This is a genomic window from Massilia sp. BGA-UO-ETr-WB1, assembly GCF_059567845.1.
The window spans coordinates 332203-356980 of the sequence record NZ_JCAQOT010000026.1 but is presented as its reverse complement, the minus strand read 5'-3'; the positions used below and the strand labels follow the sequence as shown (position 1 = coordinate 356980).

Genomic DNA, 24778 nt, shown 5'->3' with positions numbered 1-24778 from the left:
CAGATGAAGCAAGTTTATATCCCCCATGTGACGCCACCGTGACATATCTCAAGGGGCGCCAAGAAAATTTTGGATAAAAAAAAGCCCGCTGATCAAAGCGGGCTTGAAACTATTATCTTGGAGGAGAATAGTGGAGACAGGTGCAATTATGCTGCAGCACAGCATATATGTCTAATTTTCGTTTTCGATATCATATATTAGTTTTCCATATAACTCTCCGCCGTCATTCCTTCACCGGCACCGTGTAGTTCAGCGCCAGGCGGCCGCCGTCCACGAACAGGGTCTGGCCGGTCATGTAGGTGGCGTCGTCGCTGGCCAGGAAGGCGGCGATGGAGGCGACTTCCTCCGGCTCGCCGCAGCGGCCCATCGGCGTGCGCGACAGGATGGTGTGGCGCGCCTCCGGGCTGCCCAGCACGGCTTTCTTGGCCAGTTCGGTGAGGATGGTGCCGGGGCCGATGCCGTTCACCCGGATGCCGTGCTGGGCCAGGTTCAGCGCCATCACCTTGGTCAGCTGGTTGATGCCGCCCTTGGACACCACGTACGGCACCTGGTCGGGAATGGCCAGTTCGGAGTTCACGCTGGACATATTGATGATGCAGCCGCTTTGCTGCTTGACCATCTGGCGCGCCACGGCCTGGCTGCACAGGAACATGGATTTCAGGTTGATGCGCATCACGCGGTCGAAATCGTCCTCGGTCAGGTCGAGGAAGTCGGCCTTGTGGGTGACGCCGGCATTGTTGATCAGGATGTCGATGCGGCCGAACACGGCCATGGTTTCGGCCACCAGCGCGTCCACGTCCGCCTTCTGGCTCACGTCGGCGGTATAGAAGCGGGCCTGGTCGCCCAGCGCCTCGGCCGCCTGCGCGCCCTCCGGCTTGATGTCCACCAGCATGACCTTGGCGCCCTCGGCGATCAGCCGCTGTGCGCAGGCGAGGCCGATGCCCTGGGTGGCGCCGGTGACAATGGCTACTTTTTGAGATAGTTTCATGGTGTGGGTCCTGAGGGTTGATCGATGGAGCGAATTTTACTTCACGCTATAATGGCGGGTTTGCATTTAATTTGGAGGGGTCGTCGTGAATTTTATTAACAAGCTGAATGCCGCATGGACGGCCAACGACTCCCTGCTGTGCGTCGGCCTCGATCCCGACATGGGCAAGCTGCCGCCGCAGTTCCAGCAAGACCCGAACGGCATCTTCCACTTCTGCAAAGAGATCATCGACGCAACGGCCGACCTGGCCTGCTCCTTCAAGCCGCAGATCGCCTATTTCGCCGCGCTGAGCGCCGAGCGCCAGCTGGAAGACATCTGCGCCTACGCGCGCGAGCACTATCCGCACATCCCGCTGATCCTGGACTCCAAGCGCGGCGACATCGGCGCCACCGCGCGCCAGTACGCGCGCGAAGCCTACGACCGCTACGGCGCGGACGCGGTGACGGTGAGCCCTTACATGGGGTCGGATTCGGTGGAGCCGTACATGGAATGGGCCGACCGCGGCGTCATCATCCTGTGCCGCACGTCGAACGCGGGCGGCTCGGATTTGCAGTTCCTGAACGTGGACGGCAAGCCGCTGTACCAGCACGTGGCGCGCCTGGTGGCGGAGAAGTGGAACGCCAACGGCCAGTGCGCGCTGGTGGTGGGCGCCACCTTCCCTGAAGAGCTGGCGCAGGTGCGCGCGATTATCGGCGACATGCCGCTGCTGGTGCCGGGCGTCGGCGCGCAGGGCGGCGACGTGGCCGCCACCGTGAAGGCCGGGCGCACCGCGAACGGCACCGGCATGATGATCAATTCTTCGCGCGCCATCCTGTACGCGGCGCAGCAGCCGGGCGAGGACTTCGCCATGGCCGCCCGCCGCGTGGCCCTGGAAACCCGCGACGCGATCAACCAGCACCGCGCCGGCTGAGCAACGGCGGGTGACGGCGCGATGCGCCTAAGCCGCCGGCGCCCCTAGTAGCGCTGCGGCGCCACCATCTCCGCGTAGTCGTACAGCGCGCCGAGGATTTCCTCTCCGCGCTCGTCGGCGGTCTCGGACAACTGGTCGATTTCGCCGAACAGCTGCTCCACCGTCCTGGCCCCGGCCGCGCCGTCGAACAGGCGCGCGGCGCGGTGCGCTTCCCAATGCTCGGCTTCCTGCTCGCTCAAGGTTTGCGGGAAGTTGCGCGCGCGGTAGCGGAACACCAGTTCGCCCAGGCGCGCGTCGTCGAACGGCGGCGTCATCATGGCCAGCTTGGCCGGCGTCTCCCGGCGCATCGCGTCCAGCAGGCGGCGGTCGTCCTTGCCGACGAAGCCGCCATACAAATCCTCGTCCACATCCGTTTCCTCGGCCGCGCCGGGACGGTGGTAGACCTGCGCCCACAGCGCGCCCAGGTCCGGCCCGGCCGCCGCCGTCTGCGCGTGGCGCCTGGCTTGCTCCACGTCGATGCCCCAGCGCGCCGCCATCGCCGGCGACAGGGTCTTCAGGTTGGACACCAGCATGGGCGATTTGTTCAGGTGCACGCTCTTGATCGGCAGGCGCGTCACGCCTTCCGGCAACTCGCTGCTGCGGGTGAACATGCGCATGCGCACCGTGTCCGCGTCCAGCCCGTACAGCTCGGCGGGGTCGTAAGCGCAGTCCCAGACGATGATTTCATTCTTGTTGGTGGGGTGCGTGCCCAGCGGCCACACCAGGCCGATGCAGCCGCGCTCGGCAGGGAACATGCCGGACACGTGCAGGAAGGGCTGGCGCAGATGCGGCAGCAGGTGCATGCCGATCTCGTCGGCCACGCGGTCCTTCTTGTGCAGCGCGAAGCAGAAGTCCCACAGCTTGGGCTGCTTCTGCTTGATCAGGCGCGCCAGGCCGATGGTGGCGCGCACGTCGGACAGCGCGTCGTGCGCGGACTCGTGCAGCAGGCCGTTGGCGGCCGCCAGGTGCTCCAGGCGGAAGCTGGGCTTGCCGTCCTCGCGCAGCGGCCATTCGATGCCTTCCGGGCGCAGCGCGTAAGTCATGCGCACCACGTCCAGCAAGTCCCAGCGCCCGCACTGGTTCTGCCATTCGCGCGCGTACGGATCGATCAGGTTGCGCCAGAACAGGAAGCGTGTCACCTCGTCATCGAAACGGATGGTGTTGTAGCCCACGCCCACGGTGCCGGGCTGGGAAAACGCCTGCTCGACGGTGGCGGCGAACTTGTGCTCCGGCACGCCCCATTCCAGGCATTGCTGCGGCGTAATGCCGGTGATCAGGCAGGACTGCGGGTCGGGCAGGAAGTCGGGCGCCGGCTGGCAGTACAGCATGATAGGTTCGCCTATCTCGTTCAGGTCCGCATCGGTGCGGATCGCGGCAAACTGGGCTGGGCGGTCGCGGCGCGGCTGCGCGCCGAACGTTTCATAGTCGTGCCAAAGGAAAGTTTGCTGGCTCATGGATTCGTTGTATTTGTTGGTGACGCGGCTACAGTTCGCCGCTTTCTGGCCGATATGATAAAGGGGAATGGCGCAAACAAGGAGAGCGATTATGGTAAACCCTACTTCAGCGAGGTCCGGCGGCAAGGCGGTCGAGGTGCCGGGTGCGGATGGCACGGCGCGCAGCGGCGCCGTGGCCGCACCGCCGCGCGTGCAGGCCAGGCAGCAACTCAATACCGCGATCGTGCAGTCGTCCATGTCGGTGGCGATCAGCTCGGGCAACGAGCCGCTGGCGCTGCTGTACAAATCGGCGCTGACCGGCATCAACGAGGCGCTGGCGCCGGATTTCGGGCCGAATGCAATCCAGAACGCCAACGGGCAGGACAACACGCCGGAAGGCACGGCGGGGCGCATCGTGTCGCTCAGCACGGCGTTTTTCGACGCCTTCAAGGCGCAGAACAAGGGCCTGGACGACGAGGCGGTGCTGCAGAAGTTCATGGACACCATCCAGGGCGGCGTCGACCAGGGTTTCGAAGAGGCGCGCGGCATACTGGACGGCTTGCAGGTGCTGAAGGGCGATATCGCCGCCAACATCGACAAGACTTACGATCTGGTCAAGCAGGGCTTGCAGCAGTTTGCCGACGGCAAGCGGGCGCCGGCCGCTAGCTGAACAGGGTTTCCTGCACCGCCACCTGGTTGCGGCCGCCGTCCTTGGCGCGGTACAGCGCGGCGTCGGCGGTGGCGATCAGGCCATGGTCGTCCTGTCCGGGCAGCAGGCTGGCCACGCCCAGCGACGCGGTCAGGTGCGGCAGCGGCACGCGCATGTCGCGGAACACCACCGCCTGGCGTATCCGTTCGCACAGGCGCTCGGCCACCACCACGGCCACCTTGTCGCTGGTGTCGGGCAGCAGCACCATCATTTCCTCCCCGCCGTAACGCACCGCGCAATCGGAGGGCCGCAAGGCGCCGCTCAGCACTTGCGCCGCCGTCCGCAGCGCCTGGTCGCCGGCCAGGTGGCCGTGGCTGTCGTTGAATTGCTTGAAATGGTCCAGGTCGATCATGATCAGCGACAGCGGCTGGCCGGCGCCGTGCGCGCTGGCCACCATCTCCGGCAGCAGGTCGTTCAGCCAGGCGCGGTTATACAGTCCGGTGAGGCCGTCTATCATCGACATCTGGCGGTAGAACTCGCCCAGTTTCTGGCGCCGGCGCAACTGCGCGTTGGCGGCGCGGATGCGGAAGGACAGCAGGCGCAGCAGGTTGCGCGCCACGCCGTTCGATTCGTCGATCAGCCGCCACACGATTTCCGCTTCCACCACCAGCAGCTCGCTCGCTTCCAGCGCCGTCATGGCCGACAGGTTGGCTTCTTCGTCCAGCACCGACTGCTCGCCCACGCTCTCGCCCGGCAGCACCTTGCTGACGGTGCCGTCCGACATGCCGGTGCGGGTGTCGGCGGTGACCGACAGCGCGCCGCTGAGCACGATGTACAGGCGCGCGCGGCTGGTGTCGGTCACCGATTCGCCTTGCTGCAGTTGCACCACGGGGCAGTGCGCCAGCGAGCGCGCCGCCAGCGCCACGTCGGAATCGCGGAACAGTTGCAAGTCGTCGATCCGGTAGGCGGACTCGCCAAAGGTGGTGATCTGCTTCAAGATAAGTTCCGAAAAAGAATGAATACTGTGCGGCAATCATATCGCAAACGGCGCGCCTGGCTACACTGCGCGGCCGCCTTGTGTTTCAATACTGCGACGAACCCCAACCACGACCGACCCATGACGCATACCGACGCCCTCGGGCAGCCGCATCCCGCCGATCCCGACGCCCGCATCGTTTCGCTGGTGCCCTCCATCACCGAGCTGCTGTGCGAGCTGGGCCTGGCCGGCAAGCTGGTGGGCCGTACCGGATTCTGCATCCACCCGGCTGACACGGTGCGCGCGATTGCCAAGGTGGGCGGCACCAAGGACGTCAACCTGGGCAAGATCCGCGCGCTGGCGCCGACCCACGTGATTGTCAATATTGACGAAAACGAGAAGCCCACCGCCGACGCGCTGGCCGAATTCGTGCCGCACGTGGTGGTCACGCACCCGCTGGCGCCGCGCGACAACCTGGACCTGGCGCGCTTGATGGGCGGTATCTTTTGCGTGCAGGACAAGGCGGAAGCGTGGTGCGCCGCCTTCGAGGCCGAGTACGCCGCGCTGCGGGCCATGCGCCAAGCCAGCCCGGCGCCGCCGCAGACCGTGCTGTACTGCATCTGGCAGGATCCGTGGATGAGTATTTCCAGCGACACCTATATCGCGCGCATGCTGGCGGAAATCGGCTGGCAGGTGCCGCAGTTGGGCAATGAGCCGGGTAGCGAACGCTACCCGCGCTTCGACTGGACGCCGGAACTGCTGGCGCGGATCGACCGGGTGCTGCTGTCGTCCGAGCCCTACCGTTTCACGGAGGCGCACGTGGACGCGCTGGAACGCCAGATCGGCAAGCCGGTGCAACTGGTGGATGGGGAGATGATGTCGTGGTACGGCAGCCGTGCCCTGGAGGGGATGGCCTACCTGCGCCGGCTGGCGCAGAGCTAGCGCCTGAACTGGCTGCTAGCTGCTGGCTGGCCGGCGGCCTATGGTGGAATTATTCGGTGGTTTCTTCGTCGGCTGCTTCCGACACGGCTTTCGACAGCGGCACGTTGCGCTTGTCGTACAGGCGGCCCAGGGCGCTGTCGATGGCGCGCTTGAGCTTGTCGGCGGCGCCGTTGATGGCTTGGTGCAGGGTGGCGGCATGGTCGCTGACGGCGATCGGCTGGTAGCCGGTGATGCGCGCTTCCATGAGGCAACGATTGTCGCCGTCTACCGATTTCTGGCTGTTGTTGTCGCTCAGGTGGACTTCGACTCGGGTGATGTGTTCGGCAAAGCGGCTGATGGCTGCGGTAACCACGGTTTGTACATGGTCGTCCAGGCCAGCATGACGTTCGATGGTCTTATCGGTGTTGACATTGATCTGCATACACTGCTCCCGTTTGTTCATCAAAGCCTGCCCGGGTAGGGGCAGGCGATTCCATCTTACTCCTTTTGGCGGGGCTTGCCATTGACTGAAGCTTAGCGTTTGCTTAAGCCGCTTTTTTAGCCGGCATTCTCAAGCGGCCTTCGCTTGCGTCTCGCGCTCGGCGTGCGGGAAACGGTCCATGCGCGACAGCACCGGGAACAGCACGCTCCACAGCCCGGTGACGGCCAAGGTGGCCGCGCCGCCGAACACCACCGCGCGCGTCAGGCCGAACCAGCCGGCCGTCACGCCGGACTCGAATTCGCCCAGCTCGTTGGAGGCGCCGATGAACACCGAGTTGACCGCGCTCACGCGGCCGCGGATCTCGTCCGGCGTTTCATACTGCACCAGCAGATGGCGCACATACACGCTGATCATGTCGCCGGCGCCCATCAGCAGCAGGGCCAGCAATGCCAGGATGAAACTGGTGGTCGAGCCCAGCAGCACGGTGCAGGCGCCGAACAGCGCCACGCCGCCGAACATCCACAAGCCCACGCGGCGGGTGATGGGGAAGAAGGCCAGCGCCACCGAGCACAGCGCGGCGCCGACGCCGGGCGCGGTGCGCAGCAGGCCCAGCCCGCTCGGCCCCACGTGCAGCACGTCCGCCGCCAGCGCCGGCAGCAGGGCGGTGGCGCCGCCGAACAGCACCGCGAACAGGTCCAGCGACATGGCGCCCAGCACCACCGGGCGCGACATCACGAAGCGCAGGCCCTCGAGCACGCTGTGCCAGCTGGCCGGCTCCTTGCTCACCGCCTGCGGCGCGGTCTTGGTCAGGCACATCAGCACCACCGACACCACCAGCAGCGCGGACGCGGCCAGGAACACCGTGGTGGCGCCGTAGAAATACAGCAGCCCGCCCAGCGTGGGGCCGAGGATGACGGCAATGTGGAAGGTGGACGAACTGAGCGCCACGGCCTTGCTGAAGTCCTCGGGCGGCACCATGTTCACCAGCACCGCCTGCGTGGCCGGCATCATGAAGGCGCGCGCGCTGCCGAACAGGGTCAGGATCAGGAACACCGGCCAGACAATGCTCAGTCCGGTCAAGGTAAAGCCCAGCAGCAACAGGCCGCACAGCAGTTGCGCGGCCAGGCAGAAGGCGATGATGTTGCGGCGGTTGTAGCGGTCGGCCACGTGGCCGGCGGGCAGGATCAGCAGCAGGAAGGGCGCGAACTGCGCCAGGCCGATCAGGCCCAGGTCGTACAGGTTGCCGGTCAGCGAGTACACGTGCCAGCCGATGGCCACGTGCTGCATCTGCACGGCCAGGGTGCCGAGCACGCGGGCCGACAGGTAGAAAGCGAAATTGCGGTGCTTGAGGACGGAGAAACCGTTACTGGAAGAGGACATGGGGCACAATGACAGGCTGGCTTAGCCCGTCATTGTGCCTGATGTCCGACAACCGCGCTTGCGGCCGCCCCGGCTGATACTCGGCCGTTTACTTGGCCAGGTCGGCTTCGCTGGTGAAGGCGTCGGCGTAGAATTCGTCTTCCGGCAGGCCGCACCGGGCCACGAAGTCTTTCTTGGCCGATTCAACCATGATGGGGGCGCCGCAGGAATACACCTGGTAGCCGGACAGGTCGGGCAGGTCGGCCATCACGGCCTGGTGCACGAAGCCGGTGCGGCCGCTCCAGTTGTCTTCCGCCTCGGCGTTCGACACCACCGGCACATACTGGAAGTTGGGCAGCTTGGCGGCCCATTCGCGGCACAGCGCGTCCATGTACAGGTCCTGCGGGCGGCGGCCGCCCCAGTACAGCGCTATCGGGCGGGTGGAGCCGGTTTGCACCAGGTGCTCGACGATGGCCTTGATCGGCGCGAAACCGGTGCCCGAAGCGAGCAGCACCATCGGCTTGTCGCTATCGTCGCGCACGAAGAAGGTGCCCAGCGGGCCTTCGAAGCGCAGGATGTCGCGCTCCTTCATGGTGGAAAACACCTGGTCGGTGAACAGGCCGCCCGGCATGTGGCGGATGTGCAGCGTGAGCGGGCCGTTGTCGGGCGCGGTGGCGATGCTGTAGCTGCGGCGCTTGCCGTCGCGCAGCAGGAATTCGATGTACTGGCCGGCGCGGTATTGCAGCGTTTCGTTGGCGGGCAGCTGCAGCGAGACCACCACCACGTCCGGCGCCACCTTGTCGATGGTGGACACGCGCGACGGCATTTTCTTGATCGGGAAGTCGCCGCTGCCGGCCACTTCGCGCGCCTCGATCACCAGGTCCGCGTGCGGCATGGCGCAGCAGAACAGCGACATGCCGGCCGCTTCCTCTTCCGGCGTCAGCGCGCGCGCCTGGTGCGCTTTATGCGTCACGCTGCCGGAAACGACCTTGCCCTTGCACGAGCTGCAGGCGCCGTTCTTGCAGCCGTACGGCAGCCCGACGCCGGCGCGCATGGCCGCCGCCAGGACGGTTTCGTCCTCGTCGCAGGAGAATTGATGGCCGCTGGGCTGAACAGTAATCTGGAAAGTCATACAATCCTTCAAATGAATATCTTGGAAACCAATATCTTGCACACTAAAAAAATCTCCCGGCCGCGCTTGCTGGTGCTGGGCTGCGGCGACGTCGGCATGCGCTTGCTGCCGCTGCTGCGCGCGCAATTCCGCGTGTTCGCCGTCACCAGCCAGCCGGGGCGCCGCGCCGAACTGCGCGCCGCCGGCGCCGTGCCGCTGGTGGCCGACCTGGACGATCCAGCCAGCCTGCGCCGCCTGAAGGGGCTGGCGCCGTACGTGGTGCACCTGGCGCCGCCGCCCGCCGAGGGCATGCTGGACCGCCGCACCCGCCATGTGGCCGCCATTTTACCCGACGCCGCACGCGTGGTTTACATTAGCACCACCGGCGTTTATGGGGATTGCGGCGGTGCGTGGTTCGACGAAAGCCGGCCGGTGGCGCCGCACAATGCGCGCGCCCGGCGCCGGGTGGACGCGGAACAGGTGCTGCGGCGCTGGGCCGTGCGCAGCGGCGGCACGCTGTCCATCCTGCGCGTGCCCGGCATCTACGCGTCCGACCGGCTGCCGCTCAGGCGCCTCGAGCTGGGCACGCCCGCGCTGCTGGAACAGGACGACGTCTACACCAACCATATCCATGCCGACGACCTGGCCCGCATCATCGCGCGCGCGCTGTTCAAGGGCAGGCCCAACCGGGTTTACCACGCGGTGGACGACAGCGACATGAAAATGGCCGCCTACTTCGACGCGGTGGCGGACGCGTTCCAGCTGCCGCGCCCGCCGCGCCTGCCGCGCGCGGAACTGGCGGCGGTGGTTACGCCGGCCTTGCTGTCGTTCATGTCGGAGTCGCGCCGCATGCGCAATGCGCGGCTGAAAAGCGAGCTGGGCGTTCGCTTGCGCTATGCGCGCGTTGTAGATTGTCTACAACAGCTGCGCACGACAGGTGTAAATTGAAAGGCAGGTGTAAGCAAAAAGGCTGATAATAAATAAACAATGTTCCGGCAGGAGACGCCATGCATGCCACCCCGCAGCCCAGCAAGGAGCAAGTTCGCGCTTATATGACGCAGCGTTGCCGGGCCCAGCTGCCGCCGCCGGCGCCGGATGAAATCCGCCGGCAGCTCGGCTGGTGTTGGCAATGCGACAACGACCAGTCCTGCCTGGTTTTCCCTTCCCCGCAGTTCACCCTCGTGCTCCCCGGCAATCTTGCCCAGCTCAGCGCCTTGCTGACCATGGAATGGCTGTTCCTGGCCGCCGGCTACAGCGTTGCACATTAACTATGTCTTTTCCGGAAACACGTTTTAACCTTTCCTAGCACATCATGTGGTGAGGAAATCTATCTAATTCTCACTTTTTTCGTGCCGGATTGGCCTTTGGGCAATTAAAACGTGTATCATACGGCTTAGATGCTATAAAACATAGCAAATGCCCTATGTACGCTAGTGTCATTCTTGTACTTTTCCGGTAAATATTTTGTCAATGTGTCGTTTTTTTTCCAAGAAGACGACCCGAACCTGAACGAATCCGATGACGTCTCTTAAAGAAATTACTGCTTCGGCAACTTACAATCCGAACCGAGTCCTCGACGCAATTATTGAAAAATTGCAACTCAAGAACGATGCGGCCCTGTCGCGCGCGCTCGAGGTGGCTCCTCCCGTGATCAGCAAGATCCGCCACAACACGCTGCCTATCGGCGCCACCATCCTGATCCGTATGCATGAAATCAGCGATTTCAGCATCCGCGAACTGCGCGAAATGATGGCTGCCTGATCAAGCGCATGCCAAAAACAATGGCCCCCGCCTGTCGCCAGGAGGGGGCCATTTTCGTTTCGGCGCCGTCTTCCGCGCCGGGTATGGCGCTTAAGGCGTGATGCGCGGGCGGACCGTGTACATGGCGGAAGGCTGCTGCGCCTGCTGCTGTGCTTGCTGCTGGGTCGCGCCCGAGTAGGCTACCGTGGCGCCCGAGTAGGCGGTCTTGCCGGTGGTCGCACCCGAATAGGCGGTTTTGGCCTGCACCGTGGCGCCCGAGTAGGCCACCGTGGCGCCGGAGTAGGCGGTCTTGCCGGTGGTTGCGCCCGAATAGGCGGTTTTGGCTTGCACCGTGGCGCCGGAATAGGCCACGGTGGCGCCCGAGTACGCGGTTTTGCCGGTGGTCGCGCCCGAGTAGGCGGTTTTCGCCTGCTGGGTGGTGGCGCCCGAATAGGCTACGGTGGCGCCCGAGTAAGCGGTCTGGCCGGCGGTGGCGCCGGAGTAGGCCGTCTGCGCTTGCTGCACGGTGGCGCCCGAGTAGGCGGTGTCGGCGCGCACATAATCTTCGCCGAAGGTGGCTTCATACAGCTCCTTCATGCGCTCGCCAACCCGGTGGTGCGCTTCCACGTCGTCTTCGCCGCGCAGGCCGATGTAGGGGAAGTGGTGCAGGAAGTAGCCAAACACCGCCTGGCAGTCTACCGCGTACTTCATCGTGTCCAGGATGTGGTAGTGCCAGAAGGTGTCCACGTCCATCAGCGGCGCGGTCTGCTCCTGGGGGAAGGTTTTCATCAGGTACAGGAAACGGCGGTATTCGAATTCCACGGCGTTGGCTTTTTGCAGCGACCAGCCTTCCCCGGATTCTTCGTGCATCAGTTTGACTTTGATAGGCTCCAGATCGAGGTCGGCAATGGCTTGGAAGCTTTCAGCAGAAATCATGAGTGACATCCTTTACTGAGTGGCATAGTTGAGAGATACGCGGTTTGGTCTGGGCCGAGGCGGCGAGCGCATGGTCGTTCGGAGCTGGGAACGAGTGTTGATGTGGGTCAACGAACCAAGTATATGCAAGTCAGTGCTGAATGCAAGGACTGATTTCTATCGTGCTCAGCTATCAAAATACAAGTAGCGCGGAGGCCGGACCGGTCTCCGCGTTACTTTTGAAAAGCAAGTAAATCAAATACTTGCGGCCAGGCGGGGACGTTCGGAGTAGAACTCGGCGGTGCCTGCCGAGGCCACGCCGGAAAAGGCGGTGTTGCTGGCGACACCCGAAAACGCGGTTTTGGCGGCCACGCCGGAGAAGGCGGTTTTGGCCGCCACGCCGGAGAACGCGGTCTTTGCGGCAACGCCGGAGAAGGCCGTCTTCGCGGCCACGCCGGAGAACGCGGTTTGCGTGGCCACGCCGGAGAACGCCGCCTGGTTGGCCGCGCCGCGCGTGTAGTCTTCGCCGAAGGTGGTTTCGTACAGTTCCTTCATGCGTTCGCCCACGCGCTGGTGGGCCGCTTCGTCGTCTTCCCCGCGCAGGCCGATGTAGGGGAAGTGGTGCAGGAAGTAGCCGAACACCGCTTCGCAGTCGGCCGCGTATTTCATGGTGTCCAGGATGTGGTAGTGCCAGAAGGTGTCGACGTCGACCAGCGGCGCGGTTTGTTCGTGCGGATACTTCTTCATCAGGATCAGGAAGCGCCGGTACTCAAACTCGATGGCGTTGGCGCGTTCCAGCGTCCAGCCCTCGCCGGATGCCTCGTGCATCAGCTTGACCTTGATCGGTTCCAGGTCCAGTTCCGCGATAGCCTTGAAGTCGTCGTTCGAATTCATGTGGTCGTTCCTTTCAAAGGTGGAAGGGGTGCTGCAGGAACGATTCTTGACCAGTTGAACCGGCTTGCTATTGAGAATTCTCAAGCTTTTGTCAGGAAATTCCTAATCGCAACAGCAATGTCCTAGACGAACGTTCAGACAGTTCCCAGGCGATGTTGGAAGGCGGGGGCGCCGTGGTTGACCGGTACGGTGATGAGGACGGTGGTGCCGGCGTTGGGCGCGCCGGTGATGGTGCAGGTGCCGCCGAGGATGCTGACGCGCTCTTCAATGCCGACCAGGCCGAAGGAGCCGAATTTGTTGCGGCTGCGGTCTTGCAGGCCGACGCCGTTGTCGCTGATGCTCATGCTGAGCACGCCGTCCTGGCGCCGCAGTTCCACCCGCACCAGGCTGGCGTTGGCGTGCTGCAGGATGTTGCTCAGGGATTCTTGCAGGATGCGGAAGTAAGCGACGGCACACTTGTCGTCGATGCCAAAGTCGATGTCGGCACCGTTTTCGATCAGCTCGCAAACGATGCCGCTTCTCTGTCGGAACTGGCCTATCTGCCATTCCACCGCCGCGCTCAGGCCCAGGTCCAGCACGTTGGGCCGCAAGTCGTTGATGATCTGGCGCACGCTCTTGATGGTGTTGTCGATCTGCGCCAGCGTGCAGCGCGCGCGCTCGTGCAGGCGCGAGTGGCGGTGGCTGGTGCGGGTGGTCAGCACGTCGGCCTCGATGCGCAGCGCCAGCAGGTTCTGGCCCAGGTCGTCGTGGATTTCGCGCGCGATGCGCTTGCGTTCTTCCTCCTTGATCTGCTCGGCGTGCGCGGCCAGGCGGCGCAGCTTGTGGTGCGACAGCTGCAGCTTGGCCTGGCTCTCGCGCAGTTCGCGCGTCATGGCCTTGGCCATGCGGATGGCGCGCAGGCGCGACGAGGACAGGGTGTGGAACAGCGCGTAGATCAGCATGGTGCCGATAAAGCCGGTCAGCAGCGCCAGCCACGGCAGGAACACGTCGACCCGCGAGTACAGCGAGCTCATGGGGGCGGTGAAGCGCGCCTCCCACTGGCGGCCGTTGAAGTCGATCGGCAGCACGCAGCTGATCAGGCGTTCGCTGCTGGTGCTTTCGGCATCGGTGTCGGCGCTGTCGTACAGCAGCGCGGCGCCGTTGGCCGGGTTGCCTTCGCTCACGTCCTGCAAGGTCAGGCGCGCGTTGCGCACCGGGATCTCGGCCAGCGCCTCGGACACCAGGCGGTGCACGCTGAAGCCGATGCCGACCGAGCCCACGTAGGCGGCGCGGCGTTCGGACACGGTGCTGATGGGCATGTCCGGGCGGTACACGGGCAAGCGCATGGCCAGCGCCTGGCGGTTGGGCAGGGTGTCGAAGCCGATCGGCAGGCCGGACGCGCTCAGCATGCCGGTGTCGCGCGACAGCGCCAGCGATTCGGCCACCGCCGGCCGGGCCGCGATGTCGACGCCGAATTTCGCCTCCAGGCCCGCCATGGGTTCCATCAGCGACAGGATGGCCGCGTCGGCCTGGCCGGCGCCGGGTTTCAACACCAGCTCCGGGTAGCCGTCCACGCCCGGCCGCGCCGTGCGGCGCACGTGCTGCTCGAAAGCGGCGCGCTGATCGGGCGGCACATGTTGAGCGAAATTAATACTGACGATGGCGGGGAAGTTGTGCTGCAGGTCCAGCCCGCGCACATAACGGTGGAAATTCTCGCGCGTGATGGTGTCCACCGACTGGAAGAAGCTGGCCGTGCCGCGCAGCACGTCGGTATAGGCTTTGATGCCGGTGGCGATATTGAACTGGCTGCTGCGCGCCTGGTTGCGGAAGCGCTCGCTCGCTTCCGCCTCCAGCGAGTTGGAGGTGAACGCGTGCAGCGCCACCCCCACGCCGAGTGACAGTAGCAGCCCTGTCCACCACAAAGGCTGGGTTGGGGAGAACAGTTGTTTTCTTGCGATCAAAGCGCGCATTCCCCAAGGTGCCACATGAAAAAGTTGATTAAATATATAGATCGGTAATTGATTCCGTCAAGTATCTTTTCTTGCATTTCAGGTAGTTTGTTGCGCCGCGCAACAAAAAAAAACCGCCCGGAGGCGGTTCTTCTAAACAGGTATGCGGTTGGTATCTATTTTGCAGACCAGCTGTCTTTCAAGGTGACGATGCGGTTGAATACCGGCTTGCCCGGCAGGCTGTCGACCCTGTCCGCGACAAAGTAACCGTGCCTTTCAAACTGGAAGCGTTGGTCGGCGGCCGCGCTTTTCATGCCCGGCTCCAGGTAGGCGGTGACGGTTTCCAGCGCGTTCGGGTTCAGCGCGGCCAGGAAGTCCTTGCCGCCGGCGTCCGGCTGCGGGTCGGTGAACAGGCGGTCGTACAGGCGCACTTCGGCTTCCAGCGCGGTGGCGGCCGAGACCCAGTGGATGTTGCCCTTGACCTTGTAGGTGTCCGAACCCGGGGTGCCGGATTTGCTGTCTTCGAAGTACTTCACGCGCACGGCGGTCACCTTGCCGTTCTCATCCTTGTCGTAGCCGGTGCATTCGGTCACGAAACCGTGGCGCAGGCGCACGCGGCTGCCGGGCTGGTCGCCGATCGGCGGGTAGTAGCGGAAATAGCCCTTGCTCGGCGCTTCCATGAAGTCCTCTTCCTCGATCCACAGCTCGCGCGTGAACGGGAAGGTGCGCAGGCCCATTTCCGGATGGTGCGGGTGGACCGGCGAGGTGCACTCTTCGCTCTGGCCGTCAGGGTAGTTCTCGACGATCAGCTTGAGCGGGCGCAGCACGGCGGTGGCGCGCGGCGCTTTCGGGTCCAGGTCTTCGCGCAGGCAGCCTTCCAGCGTGCTCATGTCGATCCAGCCGTCCGACTTGGTCACGCCGATGCGCTCGCAGAACAGCTGGATCGATTCCGGCGTGTAGCCGCGGCGGCGCAGGCCGACGATGGTGGGCATGCGCGGGTCGTCCCAGCCGGTCACCACTTTTTCGTCCACCAGCTGGCGCAGTTTGCGCTTGGAGGTGATCACATAGGTCAGGTTCAGGCGCGAGAACTCATACTGTTTCGGCACCGGCAGCTTGAAGAAGCCGCCTGCCGACAGGGTTTCCAGCAGCCAGTCGTAGAACGGGCGGTGGTCCTGGAATTCCAGCGTGCACACGGAATGGGTGATGTTTTCCAGCGCGTCCGAAATCGGGTGCGTGTAGTCGTACATCGGGTAGATGCACCAGGCGTCGCCGGTGCGCACGTGGTGCTCGTGCCGGATCCGGTAAATCGCCGGGTCGCGCATATTCATGTTCGGCGAGGACATCGCGTCTTCGCTGATCTTGGCGCGCAGGATGTGCTCGCCATTCGCGTACTTGCCGGCCTTCATGTCGCGGAACATCTGCAGCGATTCTTCGCGCGGGCGGTCGCGGAACGGCGAGTTCTTGCCCGGGGTGTTGAAATTGCCCCGGTTGGCCGCCATGTCGTCGGCGCTCTGGCTGTCCACGTAGGCGTAGCCTTGCTCGATCAGGTACTCGGCCATGGCGTACAGCTGGTCGAAATAGTCGGACGCGTGGTGCAGGTGGTGCTCGACGCCGGACGGGCCTTGCCAGTCCCAGGAAAAGCCCAGCCATTGCACGCTGTCCTTGATGGTGTCGACGTATTCCTGTTCTTCTTTTTCCGGATTGGTGTCGTCGAAGCGCAGGTGGCAGCGGCCGTTGTAGTCGCGCGCCAGGCCGAAGTTCAGGCAGATCGACTTGGCGTGGCCCACGTGCAGGTAGCCGTTCGGCTCCGGCGGGAAGCGGGTGATGACGTTGGGCAGGCCTTCGCGCGCGTGCGCGCCGGAAGCCAGGTCGGATTCGATGATGGCGCGCAGGAAGTTGGACGGCAATGCCGGTGCGGCAGGGGCGGTATTTTTTTTGTCGTTGCTCATGTAAGAGGCAGGGAAAAGGGGGCTAATTCCGGGCATTTTACCGTACCGAAGCGGCCCGGCGGGACGGCGGATGCTTTTCTATAGGATAATTCGTCTTTGCATCACGGCATACAACCCTACGGAGTTTCCCAAATGGAAAATTTATATAACGTGCTGGGTGTGGCGCCTAACGCCTCTGACGAGGAAATCAAGAAGGTTTACCGGTCGCTGGCCATGCGCTACCACCCGGACCGCAATCCCGCCCCTGGGGCCGAAGTGCGCTTCAAGGCCATTACCAAGGCCTACGAAATCCTGTCGGATCCGGTCAAGCGCGAGGAATACAACCAGAGCGTGAACCACCGCATCATTATCGACCCGGAAGCCGAAGCTTACCAGCTGTGGCGTTCCGTGTTCGGCCTGCACGGCGTGACCCTGCCGGCAGCGTAGTCTAGAAAAGAGAACAACATGAGCAGAAGAGTACATCCCGAATTCGCCTACCAGTCGCGTGAGCTGGAAGGCCAGATCGAAGGCATCCTGGGCGACCCGCCCGACCACAAGAACTACAAGATGATGCTGAACGCGCTGATGTCGGAGTACGCCGGCGGCGGCGGCATCGAGGACGTCAACATGATGGCGTTCGCGCTGGTGGACGTGATCAAGTTCGACAACCCGAAAGCGGTGCTGGCCGAAGCCCAGGACTATGAAGAGGGCGACCCGGCGCGCGTGTTCGCGCTGGTGTCGGCCGCCGAAGGCGAGCCGGCCAAGATGCTGGCCGCCATCGAGGAGAATTTCCCGGACATCGGCCGCCAAGCCATCATCACGGCCTGCCTGCACAAGCACCCGCGCCTGTGGGACGACGACGACACCTCGCTGGAGCAGCTGTCGGCCGGCGACGATGGCGACGATGAAGACGCATACGACGAAGCAGGCGAAGCCACCGACGACTTCGCCCAGATGTTCGACCAGGAAGGAGAGCGCTAATGTCCGACAACGCATCCAACAGCAATCTGCCCGCCCTCAGCAAACAGGTCACCGAGCTGGTGCTGGCCGGCTCGCTGGGCCACGCCGAGCAAGCCTTCGCCGAAGCGGCCGACCAGTTCGGCGACTACGCGGTGGCCGAGGTGCTCAACACCATCCCGCCGCAAGTGACCGCGCTGCACCTGGCCGGCTTCGACGGCGGCAAGATGTCGCTCGCGACCCTGCTGGTGCCGCCCAAGGCCTGGGCCGACAGCCTGGCCTTCTTCGCCGCCACCTTCCCGGACGACCTGATCGAGGACGACCCGGAACGCCTGGCCGAACAGCTGTTCGCGCACATCCACGGCGTGGTGTTCTCCACCGAGGACGAAGCGCGCCGCGAAGCGCTGCTGCAGGCGGCCTCGGCCACCGACCACGGCTGCACCGCCTTTGCCGTGCTGTTCTCGATGGCGCCCAAGGAAATCCTGGAAGTGGCCGGCGAGATCATCTCGAAAGGCCCGTACGTGAGCGGCCTGACCTCGGCCGACAACGACATCGTGCCGCTGGCCGTGGCCTTGGCGCAAGCCAGCGAAGACGGCTGGGACCGCGCGCTGTTCGAGCTGTTCCCGGACTTCCGCCACAGCGCCGACCTGGCCGACGCCGAGTTCAGCGACGACCCGGACGACGAGCCGAAGTTCCTGCAGCGCAGCACCAAGGAGCTGCTGTACCGCCTGCGCAAGCAAGTGCCGAGCACCCGCAGCGCGCCCAAGGCGGCCAGCACCCGCCGCTCCATCGGCACGGGGATCTTCTCCTGATGCTGCCGGCTTTAGTCAAGGAAAGCCTGCCGCGCCTGGTGCGCGCCATGAAGCTGCTGCCGGGCGACGAGCGCCCGGACGCGGCCGTCATCCTGGCCGACGAGCTGACCGGCATCACCGCCATGGTGGCCGAAAAGTTCACCAACGACCGCACCGCGGACGGCATCGCGCGCGCGCTGCAGCTGGCGGTGGGCGGGGTGTCGCTGGGGCTGGAGCAGGTGCTGAGCGTGGACAGCGACGAGGCAGCGCTGGATTTCCTGGTCGATAACGGCGCCGAGGCGGCCTTCCAGGCCGGTTTCCGCCTGATCAAGGACCTCGCGGCCATGCCGGAAGACTCGCTGGTGGGCGAATACGACCAGGACCCGGTGTACGCGCAACGGCGCTTGCGCGACTTGTTTGTCGATATCTGCCTGGCCGACCCGAACCAGAACTGGAACGGGCACGAGCGCTACCAGGTGCTGCTCAAGCAGCGCAAGGAAGTGCAGGCCATCGTGCGCCTGGCGGGCTGGCTGCGCCGCCACCACGACAACGGCCCGGTGACCGATACCGACCTGAACGCCGAAGGCGTGATCGCGCTGGCCATCATCTTCGCGGTGGAAGGCGGCGGGCGCATCGTGGCGCGCACCGGGCAGAAGGAGTTCGAGCGCTTCGTGAAAGCGGTGCGCAAGGCCAAGCCCGATTTCGAAGCGGGCTGGGCCGCGCTGGTGGCCAAGGTGCCGGCGCAGCACCACGCGGTGCTGCTGGACCGCATTGCCGTCTACCGCAGCAACTGCACGGTGCTGCAGCACATCCCCGGCCGCACCGCCATGAAGACCCTGTTCGCCGAGCTGGAAAACTACGCCGGTTCCGAACTCGAAGCCGATTACGGCTGATCATGACGCCGGGCCCGGGCCGCCTCCGCCGTGCGCTGAAAGTCGGCCTCCTGCTGGCCTGTGCGTGCGCATTGCCGGGCTGGGCCGCGCCGGCGGTGCACACCGTGCGCCACCAGACGCCGCAAAACAGCTTCGACGCCAGCCAGCTGCGGATGCTGGCGCTGGCGCTGGAGAAGGCGCCCGGCGCCTATGCGCTGGAGCAGTGGGGCGGCAGGATGGAGCGCGGCCGCTCGGTGCAGGAAGTCATGCTGGGCCGTAATCTCGACGTGCTGTGGGCCGTCACCACGCGCGAGCGCGAGCGGCAAATGCTGCCGGTGCGCATACCGCTGGACAAGGGCCTGTCCGGCTGGCGCCTCGCCCTCATCATGCAGCAGCACGGCGCCCGCTTCGCCGCCGTGCGCCAGCTGGGCGACCTGGCCGCTTTCACGGCCGGGCAGGGCTACGGCTGGGCCGAAGGCCCGGTGTGGCGCGCCAACGGCCTGCCCGTGGTGGTCGGCAACAACAGCGAGAGCCTGCACGCCATGCTGGCCGCCGGCCGCTTCGACTACTTTCCGCGCGCGCTGGGCGAGGCGGTGCGCGAGTCCGACCAGTTCGCCGCGCGCGGCATCGTCGCGGCGCCCGGTTTCGTGCTGCACATGCAGTCGGCGATGTATTTCTTCGTCAACAAAAACAACCACGCGCTGGCGGCCGCGATCGAGCAGGGCTTGCGCAACGCGATCCGTGACGGTTCCTTCGACAAGCTGTTCCGCGAGCTGAACGAGGGCGCCATCGAGCGCGCCAGGCTGGCGCAGCGGCGCGTGATCGAACTGGCCAATCCCGAGCTGCCGGCGGAAACGCCGCTGGCCGACAAAAGCCTGTGGTTCATGCCGGAGCACGCCCACGGCGCGGCCGTTAGCGAGGCTCGGCCTCCTCGGCAGCGGCCCGCGCCAGCGCAATGAAGCCCTGCACCAGCGCGCCGTGCGCATCCTTGCGCTGCGCCAGCGACAGCACGGTGTTGGCGTCCGGATCGGCCAGCGGGCGGTAGCACGCGCCTTCCATGTGGATGCTGTCGAACGAGCCCGGCAGCACCGTGATGCCGCAGCCGGCCGCCACCAGGCCGATCATGGTGGACGCCTCGCCCGCCTCCATCACCACCTCCGGCGCGAAACCCGCCTCCTTGCACAGCCTGAAAATCTGCGGATAGATGCCGGTGCCGGCCGTCTCCGGATACATGATGAAGGGCTGGCCCTGCAGGTCGCGGATCTCCACCTGGTCCTTGCGCGCCAGCGGCGAGCCGGCCGGCAGCACGGCGATCAGCGGATCGTGCCGCAGCACCGTCAGGCTCACCGCGTCCGGCAGCGCCGTTTCCGGCGGGCGCACGAAGCCCAGGTCCAGTTCGCGGTTCTCCAGCATGGCGATCTGCGGCAGGGTGGCCAGTTCGCGCAGGGTCAGCAGCACGTCCGGGTAGCGCGCGCGGTAACGGTTGATGACGGTGGCGAACAGCGGCGTGAACGGGGTGGAGAACGTGAAGCCGATGCGCAGCTCGCCCGCTTCGCCGCGCTGCGCGCGCCTGGCGGTGAGCTTGGCCTGCTCGGACAACGCCAGCACGCGGCGCGCGTCGTCCAGAAACAGCTTGCCGGCCTCCGTCAGCCGCACCCAGCGCTTGCTGCGTTCCAGCAGCTGCGCGCCGACCTCCGCTTCCAGCGCCTGGATCTGCTGGCTCAGCGGCGGCTGGCCGATGTGCAGCCGTTCGGCGGCGCGCGTGAAGCTTAATTCTTCCGCAACGGCGATGAAGTAACGCAGGTGGCGCAGTTCCATGTTATCTGTTTAAAGTATTACTAACGCCTTAAATATATATTGGACAGTAATACAGCGCAATCCTAAGATGAGGCCATCTTTCACCAGCCAGGCCGTCATCATGGGCATCGAAGCAGGCTCTCCCACTTTCAAACGCACCAACCGCGCGCTGTTCTTCAGCGGCTTCTCGTGCTTCGCCTTGCTGTACAGCGTGCAGCCGCTGATGCCCATGCTGGGCCGCGAATTCGCGCTGACGGCGGCGCAGAGCAGCCTGGCGCTGTCGGTGTCGACGGCGGCGCTGGCGGTGTCGCTGCTGCTGTCGAGTTTGCTGTCCGACCGCATCGGCCGCAAGCCGCTGATGGGCGCCGCGCTCACCATTGCCGCGCTGATGACGGTGCTGTGCGCGGTGGCGCAGAACTACGGCCAGTTCCTGGTCATGCGCGCGCTGCTCGGCTTTGCGCTGGGCGGCATGCCGGCCGTGGCCATGACCTATTTGAGCGAGGAAGTCGAACCCGGTTCGCTGGGTCTGTCGATGGGCTTGCTCATCGGCGGCAACGCCTTCGGCGGCATGGCCGGGCGCATCCTGGTGTCGGTGATGAGCGACTTCTTTTCCTGGCGCGTGGCCATGGCGGCCATGGGCGTGGCCGGCCTGCTGGCGGCGGCCGAGTTCTACCGCAGCCTGCCGCGTTCGCGCAATTTCCGTCCGGCAGAGGGCGGCTTGCGCGAGCTGGGCGGCGGCCTGCGCCGCCAGTTCACCGACGACGGCATGCCGTGGCTGTTCGGCATGGGTTTCCTGCTGATGGGCTGCATGGTCAGCGCCTACAACTTCATCGGCTTCCGCCTGCTGGGCGAGCCGTTCGGCCTGCGCCAGAGCGTGGTGGGCGCGATTTCCTTCCTCTACCTGCTCGGCATGTTCAGCTCGGTGTGGGCCGGCCGCCTGGCCGACAAGCTGGGCCGCCGCCGGGTGCTGTGGTGGCTGCTGCTGGCCATGCTGAGCGGCATGCTGCTCACGCTGAGCGGCAATCTGGTGCTGATCTACGGCGGGCTGGCGCTGTTCACCTTCTGCTTCTTCGCTTCGCATTCGGTCACCAGCAGCTGGGTGGGGCGGCGCGCGCAGTCGGCCTCGGCGCTGGCGTCGGCGCTGTACCTGTTCTTCTACTACCTGGGCTCGGCCGTGATCGGCTGGCTGACGGGCGTGGCCTGGGGCTTTGCGGGCTGGACCGGCGTGGTGGCTTTGCTGGGCTGCGCGCTGGCCGGCGCCTTGCTGATCGCCCTGCGCCTGCGCACCCTGGCGCCGGCTGCGCCGGCCGAACCGGCACGGCTGGCGGCGGCCTGACCGTGGCCCGGGCCGTCACGGGCAGTTGCTGTAGCGCGGTCCGCTGTTGCCGCCCACGCCGCCGCCGCTGCTGGGGTCCGCCATGCTGATGCAATAGGTGCCCAGCGCGGTGCGGATCTTGTAGACGCGGGTGCGCGAGCCGGGCGCCGAAATCTCGCTCACCTTGGCCGCCTCGTACCACTTGGGCTTGACGGCCTGGTGCGCGGCCTCGAAGGCGGCGTCGATTTTCCCTCTTATCGTGTCCTTGGCGGGAGGCAAGGGCGCCAGTTTGCCCTGGCGCAGCTCGTTGTCGACTTTGCCGGCGCTGTACAGGGTCAGCCGCAGCAGATCGGCTGCGGGCATGGGCGGCGCTGCGGGCTGGGCCGAGAGGTCGCCGATAACAGGTTCGCTGCCCGGCGCCGGGGCCGTATCGGCTGCGAGCGGCACCGGCTGGGCCTCCTTGCTTTCCGCGCGGCTGTCGGGAGCGCTGGCAGGCACTGCCCTGCGCGGCATGGTGACGGCGGCCGGCGCCGGGCTGGCTGATTGCTTGCGGTTGGCGGCTGGCGCTTGCGCCGGGACGGCGGCCGGGGCCGGGCCGGCCTTGGGCATGGCGGGCAGTATCCACGTGATGGCGTTCCGGTCTGCGCTGCGCACGGGCTTGCCGGCTTGCCGGTCCCAGAGCAGGGCGGCCAGCAGCGCCACGTGCAACAGCGTGGTCAGCAGCAGGGCGGGGCGGGAGCGCGTCATGCGGCTGGCGCCGCGCGTAGCCATCCTATGACCTGGCGGTCCTGGTCCGGCGAGCTATGGGCACGCTGGGCAAGGCGCGCGAGCACTGACCATAACAGCGCCAGGTGGAGCGTAACAGTCAGCAGCAGGCCGGACTTGTCGCGGGGTAATCTTGTCATTTTTTAAATGTAACGCGGCCAGCGCCGAACTTACCATAAATGTAACAAGTGCTTACACCTTCGCCGGGGATGGCGGCTTGAGGCGGCTCAAGCGCGCAGCGGCAACTTTAGGCTGAGATCGCTGTCCAAAGCGGACAGGCACGCCGTGCCTGCTCACCGCAAGGAGGAGACCATGCTGCAAGAGTATGAAATACGGCAACGATTCATTCGGGTGGGGCGCGCCATCGGCGAGGCGGCGCAAGCGTGTTCGGCGGAACGCAACCTGCCCGGCGAGCTGCGCGACTGCATCCACAAGCTGGACCGGCAAGCGGATTCGGCCCATCAGGTACTGGAACCGTACGACGTGACGCGGCTGCGCAAGATGGTGGATGAGCTGGAAGTGCTGGGCGACCGCGCGCAGCGCGTGTGCCGCAACATGCCCGCGCTGACGGCGCAGATGCGCAGCGCGGTCCAGCATGTGCATGACGAACTGGCGGAGTTGAAGCACGATTTGCGCTGAGGGCGGCGCGGGCGGGGTGGCGGGTGGCGCGTTACGCCGGCGCCCGGCGCGCCCCGCCAACCCGCCCTGCGGCCCTGCAGGAGGGGGCGCGGCCTGCGTTACAACACGCCCTTGCCCTTGAGCGCGCCGATTTCCTCGGCGCTGCGGCCCAGCAGCTCGCGCAGCACTTCGTCGGTGTGCTGGCCCAGCAGCGGCGGGGCGCCGCCGCCGTCGGCGGGCGTGGCGGACAGCCGCATCGGGCTGCGCACCAGCTTCACCTTGCCCGCCGTCGGATGCGGCACTTCCGTCACCAGCCCGCGCGCCTGCACCTGGGGATTCTGGTACACGTCGCCGATGTCGTTGATCGGCCCGCACGGCACGCCCACCGCCTCCAGCTGTTCTATCCACTCCTTGCGCGTCCTGGTCTTCACCATCCCGGCCAGGATGGGCACCAGCTCGTCGCGGTTCTGCACCCGCAGCGGGTTGGTGGCGTAGCGCTCGTGGAAAGCCAGCTCGGGGCGGCCGCCCGCTTCGACGAACTTCTGGTACTGCCCGTCGTTGCCGGTGGCCACGATGATGTAGCCGTCGCTGCAGGCGAAGGTCTGGTAGGGCACGATATTCGGGTGCGCATTGCCCCAGCGCTTGGGCGCCTTGCCGCTGTTCAGGTAGTTGCTGCCCATATTGGCCAGCATGGCCACCTGCACGTCCAGCAGCGCCATGTCGATGTACTGGCCTTCGCCGGTGCGGTCGCGGTGCATCAGCGCGGCCTGGATGGCGATGGTCGAGTACATGCCCGTCATCAGGTCCACCAGCGCCACGCCGGCTTTCTGCGGGCCGCCGCCGGGCAGGTCGTCGCGCTCGCCGGTCACCGACATCAGCCCGCCCATGCCCTGGATCAGGAAGTCGTAGCCGGCGCGGTGCGCGTAGGGGCCGTCCTGGCCGAAGCCGGTCACCGAGCAGTACACCAGGTCCGGCTTGACCGCCTTCAGCGACTCGTAGTCCAGGCCGTAGCGCTTCAGCTGGCCCACCTTGTAATTTTCCAGCACCACGTCGGACTGCGCGGCCAGCTCGCGGATCAGCTGCTGGCCCTCGGCGCTGGCGATGTCCACCGTCACCGAGCGCTTGCCCCGGTTGGCGGCCAGGTAGTAGGCCGCTTCGGTGGTGTCGCGGCCGTCCGCGTCGCGCGCGTAGGGCGGGCCCCAGGCGCGGGTGTCGTCGCCGCTGCCGGGGCGCTCGATCTTGATCACGTCCGCGCCCAGGTCGGCCAGGTTCTGCGAGCACCACGGGCCGGCCAGCACGCGGCTCAGGTCCAGTACGCGGATGTGGCCCAGGGCCTTGTTCACGGTCATCACTTCCACCTCGTCGCAGTTAGCAAGAGCGCCAGCTTAACGTCTTGTGGTATGTTTTGAATACAAGAGAAGCGACATGCG

26 protein-coding genes are annotated in these 24778 nt (G+C 65.5%); 13 read left to right on the top strand and 13 right to left on the bottom strand.

The window, feature by feature from the left end; translation table 11 throughout:
• Nucleotides 1–223 precede the first annotated feature (223 nt).
• Nucleotides 224–988, bottom strand: a complete 765-nt coding sequence (locus tag AC56DV_RS24045) for an SDR family NAD(P)-dependent oxidoreductase (RefSeq protein ID WP_496316739.1) — start codon at nucleotides 986–988, stop codon at nucleotides 224–226.
• A gap of 85 nt (nucleotides 989–1073) precedes the next feature.
• Between AC56DV_RS24045 and pyrF the strand changes: the two genes are divergently transcribed.
• Entirely contained in the window at nucleotides 1074–1898 is an 825-nt protein-coding gene (pyrF, locus tag AC56DV_RS24040; RefSeq protein ID WP_496316738.1) for an orotidine-5'-phosphate decarboxylase, read from the top strand.
• A 44-nt stretch (nucleotides 1899–1942) separates the two neighbouring features.
• Here the strand turns inward: pyrF and sbcB are convergent, their stop codons facing one another.
• The gene (gene sbcB, locus AC56DV_RS24035) at nucleotides 1943–3391 is read right to left on the bottom strand and encodes an exodeoxyribonuclease I (RefSeq protein WP_496316737.1); all 1449 of its coding nucleotides are present in this window, start codon (nucleotides 3389–3391) and stop codon (nucleotides 1943–1945) included.
• Nucleotides 3392–3482: 91 nt separating this feature from the next.
• Between sbcB and AC56DV_RS24030 the strand changes: the two genes are divergently transcribed.
• Nucleotides 3483–4040 carry a DUF5610 domain-containing protein gene (locus tag AC56DV_RS24030; RefSeq protein WP_496316736.1) on the top strand — a complete coding sequence of 186 codons (558 nt, stop codon included), beginning with the start codon at nucleotides 3483–3485 and terminating at the stop codon, nucleotides 4038–4040.
• Here AC56DV_RS24030 and AC56DV_RS24025 read toward each other — a convergent pair.
• Nucleotides 4033–5016 carry a GGDEF domain-containing protein gene (locus tag AC56DV_RS24025; RefSeq protein ID WP_496316735.1) on the bottom strand — a complete coding sequence of 328 codons (984 nt, stop codon included), beginning with the start codon at nucleotides 5014–5016 and terminating at the stop codon, nucleotides 4033–4035. The genes AC56DV_RS24030 and AC56DV_RS24025 overlap by 8 nt on opposite strands.
• Before the next feature lie 120 nt (nucleotides 5017–5136).
• Here AC56DV_RS24025 and AC56DV_RS24020 point away from each other — a divergent pair, with 120 nt between their 5' ends.
• Complete coding sequence (locus AC56DV_RS24020) at nucleotides 5137–5937, top strand: helical backbone metal receptor (RefSeq protein WP_496316734.1); 801 nt, start codon at nucleotides 5137–5139, stop codon at nucleotides 5935–5937.
• Nucleotides 5938–5986: 49 nt separating this feature from the next.
• Here AC56DV_RS24020 and AC56DV_RS24015 read toward each other — a convergent pair whose 3' ends face one another.
• From AC56DV_RS24015 to AC56DV_RS24005, 3 genes are all read right to left on the bottom strand, one after another.
• The gene (locus tag AC56DV_RS24015) at nucleotides 5987–6358 is read right to left on the bottom strand and encodes an HPF/RaiA family ribosome-associated protein (protein ID WP_496316733.1); all 372 of its coding nucleotides are present in this window, start codon (nucleotides 6356–6358) and stop codon (nucleotides 5987–5989) included.
• Between the two features lie 129 nt (nucleotides 6359–6487).
• A complete protein-coding gene (locus AC56DV_RS24010; protein WP_496316732.1) occupies nucleotides 6488–7738 on the bottom strand; it encodes an MFS transporter in 1251 nt (416 codons plus the stop codon).
• 88 nt (nucleotides 7739–7826) lie between these two features.
• Nucleotides 7827–8849: a CDP-6-deoxy-delta-3,4-glucoseen reductase gene (locus tag AC56DV_RS24005; RefSeq protein WP_496316731.1), complete on the bottom strand. Its 1023-nt coding sequence runs from the start codon at nucleotides 8847–8849 to the stop codon at nucleotides 7827–7829.
• A gap of 12 nt (nucleotides 8850–8861) precedes the next feature.
• On the opposite strand from AC56DV_RS24005, the gene AC56DV_RS24000 reads away from it, so the two are divergent.
• From AC56DV_RS24000 to AC56DV_RS23990, 3 genes are all read left to right on the top strand, one after another.
• Nucleotides 8862–9776, top strand: coding sequence for an SDR family oxidoreductase (locus AC56DV_RS24000; RefSeq protein WP_496316730.1), 915 nt, complete (start codon nucleotides 8862–8864; stop codon nucleotides 9774–9776).
• A 59-nt stretch (nucleotides 9777–9835) separates the two neighbouring features.
• Nucleotides 9836–10096 carry a hypothetical protein gene (locus tag AC56DV_RS23995; RefSeq protein ID WP_496316729.1) on the top strand — a complete coding sequence of 87 codons (261 nt, stop codon included), beginning with the start codon at nucleotides 9836–9838 and terminating at the stop codon, nucleotides 10094–10096.
• A 250-nt stretch (nucleotides 10097–10346) separates the two neighbouring features.
• Nucleotides 10347–10589 carry a hypothetical protein gene (locus AC56DV_RS23990; protein WP_056403290.1) on the top strand — a complete coding sequence of 81 codons (243 nt, stop codon included), beginning with the start codon at nucleotides 10347–10349 and terminating at the stop codon, nucleotides 10587–10589.
• 90 nt (nucleotides 10590–10679) lie between these two features.
• Here the strand turns inward: AC56DV_RS23990 and AC56DV_RS23985 are convergent, their stop codons facing one another.
• From AC56DV_RS23985 to AC56DV_RS23970, 4 genes are all read right to left on the bottom strand, one after another.
• A complete protein-coding gene (locus AC56DV_RS23985) occupies nucleotides 10680–11504 on the bottom strand; it encodes a glycine-rich domain-containing protein (protein ID WP_496316728.1) in 825 nt (274 codons plus the stop codon).
• Nucleotides 11505–11738: 234 nt separating this feature from the next.
• Nucleotides 11739–12377, bottom strand: a complete 639-nt coding sequence (locus AC56DV_RS23980) for a glycine-rich domain-containing protein (RefSeq protein ID WP_496316727.1) — start codon at nucleotides 12375–12377, stop codon at nucleotides 11739–11741.
• Between the two features lie 134 nt (nucleotides 12378–12511).
• Entirely contained in the window at nucleotides 12512–14326 is a 1815-nt protein-coding gene (locus tag AC56DV_RS23975) for a CHASE domain-containing protein (protein WP_496316726.1), read from the bottom strand.
• A 155-nt stretch (nucleotides 14327–14481) separates the two neighbouring features.
• Entirely contained in the window at nucleotides 14482–16254 is a 1773-nt protein-coding gene (locus AC56DV_RS23970; protein ID WP_496316725.1) for a glutamine--tRNA ligase/YqeY domain fusion protein, read from the bottom strand.
• A 132-nt stretch (nucleotides 16255–16386) separates the two neighbouring features.
• Between AC56DV_RS23970 and AC56DV_RS23965 the strand changes: the two genes are divergently transcribed.
• Genes AC56DV_RS23965 through AC56DV_RS23945 form a run of 5 tightly spaced genes read left to right on the top strand, consistent with a single transcriptional unit; the run spans nucleotide 16387 to nucleotide 19812 of the window.
• Nucleotides 16387–16680, top strand: coding sequence for a DnaJ domain-containing protein (locus tag AC56DV_RS23965; protein ID WP_056403275.1), 294 nt, complete (start codon nucleotides 16387–16389; stop codon nucleotides 16678–16680).
• Nucleotides 16681–16698: 18 nt separating this feature from the next.
• Complete coding sequence (locus AC56DV_RS23960) at nucleotides 16699–17214, top strand: hypothetical protein (protein WP_496316724.1); 516 nt, start codon at nucleotides 16699–16701, stop codon at nucleotides 17212–17214.
• The gene (locus AC56DV_RS23955; RefSeq protein WP_496316723.1) at nucleotides 17214–18002 is read left to right on the top strand and encodes a hypothetical protein; all 789 of its coding nucleotides are present in this window, start codon (nucleotides 17214–17216) and stop codon (nucleotides 18000–18002) included. Before AC56DV_RS23960 ends, AC56DV_RS23955 begins: the two co-directional genes overlap by 1 nt.
• Nucleotides 18002–18874 carry a hypothetical protein gene (locus AC56DV_RS23950; RefSeq protein ID WP_496316722.1) on the top strand — a complete coding sequence of 291 codons (873 nt, stop codon included), beginning with the start codon at nucleotides 18002–18004 and terminating at the stop codon, nucleotides 18872–18874. Before AC56DV_RS23955 ends, AC56DV_RS23950 begins: the two co-directional genes overlap by 1 nt.
• Nucleotides 18875–18876: 2 nt before the next feature.
• Nucleotides 18877–19812, top strand: a complete 936-nt coding sequence (locus AC56DV_RS23945; protein WP_496316721.1) for a transporter substrate-binding domain-containing protein — start codon at nucleotides 18877–18879, stop codon at nucleotides 19810–19812.
• Here AC56DV_RS23945 and AC56DV_RS23940 read toward each other — a convergent pair.
• On the bottom strand, nucleotides 19766–20671 hold the full coding sequence (locus AC56DV_RS23940) for a LysR substrate-binding domain-containing protein (protein ID WP_496316720.1): 906 nt from the start codon (nucleotides 20669–20671) through the stop codon (nucleotides 19766–19768). The two genes, AC56DV_RS23945 and AC56DV_RS23940, sit on opposite strands and share 47 nt — an antisense overlap.
• Before the next feature lie 67 nt (nucleotides 20672–20738).
• Between AC56DV_RS23940 and AC56DV_RS23935 the strand changes: the two genes are divergently transcribed.
• A complete protein-coding gene (locus tag AC56DV_RS23935) occupies nucleotides 20739–21986 on the top strand; it encodes an MFS transporter (protein WP_496316719.1) in 1248 nt (415 codons plus the stop codon).
• Between the two features lie 15 nt (nucleotides 21987–22001).
• On the opposite strand, the gene AC56DV_RS23930 is transcribed toward AC56DV_RS23935, so the two are convergent.
• Nucleotides 22002–22712 (bottom strand): hypothetical protein, encoded by a 711-nt coding sequence (locus AC56DV_RS23930; protein WP_496316718.1) that lies wholly within the window; start codon nucleotides 22710–22712, stop codon nucleotides 22002–22004.
• Nucleotides 22713–23042: 330 nt separating this feature from the next.
• Between AC56DV_RS23930 and AC56DV_RS23925 the strand changes: the two genes are divergently transcribed.
• Nucleotides 23043–23369: a hypothetical protein gene (locus AC56DV_RS23925; RefSeq protein ID WP_496316717.1), complete on the top strand. Its 327-nt coding sequence runs from the start codon at nucleotides 23043–23045 to the stop codon at nucleotides 23367–23369.
• Nucleotides 23370–23467: 98 nt separating this feature from the next.
• Here AC56DV_RS23925 and AC56DV_RS23920 read toward each other — a convergent pair whose 3' ends face one another.
• On the bottom strand, nucleotides 23468–24697 hold the full coding sequence (locus AC56DV_RS23920) for a CaiB/BaiF CoA transferase family protein (RefSeq protein ID WP_496316716.1): 1230 nt from the start codon (nucleotides 24695–24697) through the stop codon (nucleotides 23468–23470).
• Between the last annotated feature and the right edge of the window lie 81 nt (nucleotides 24698–24778).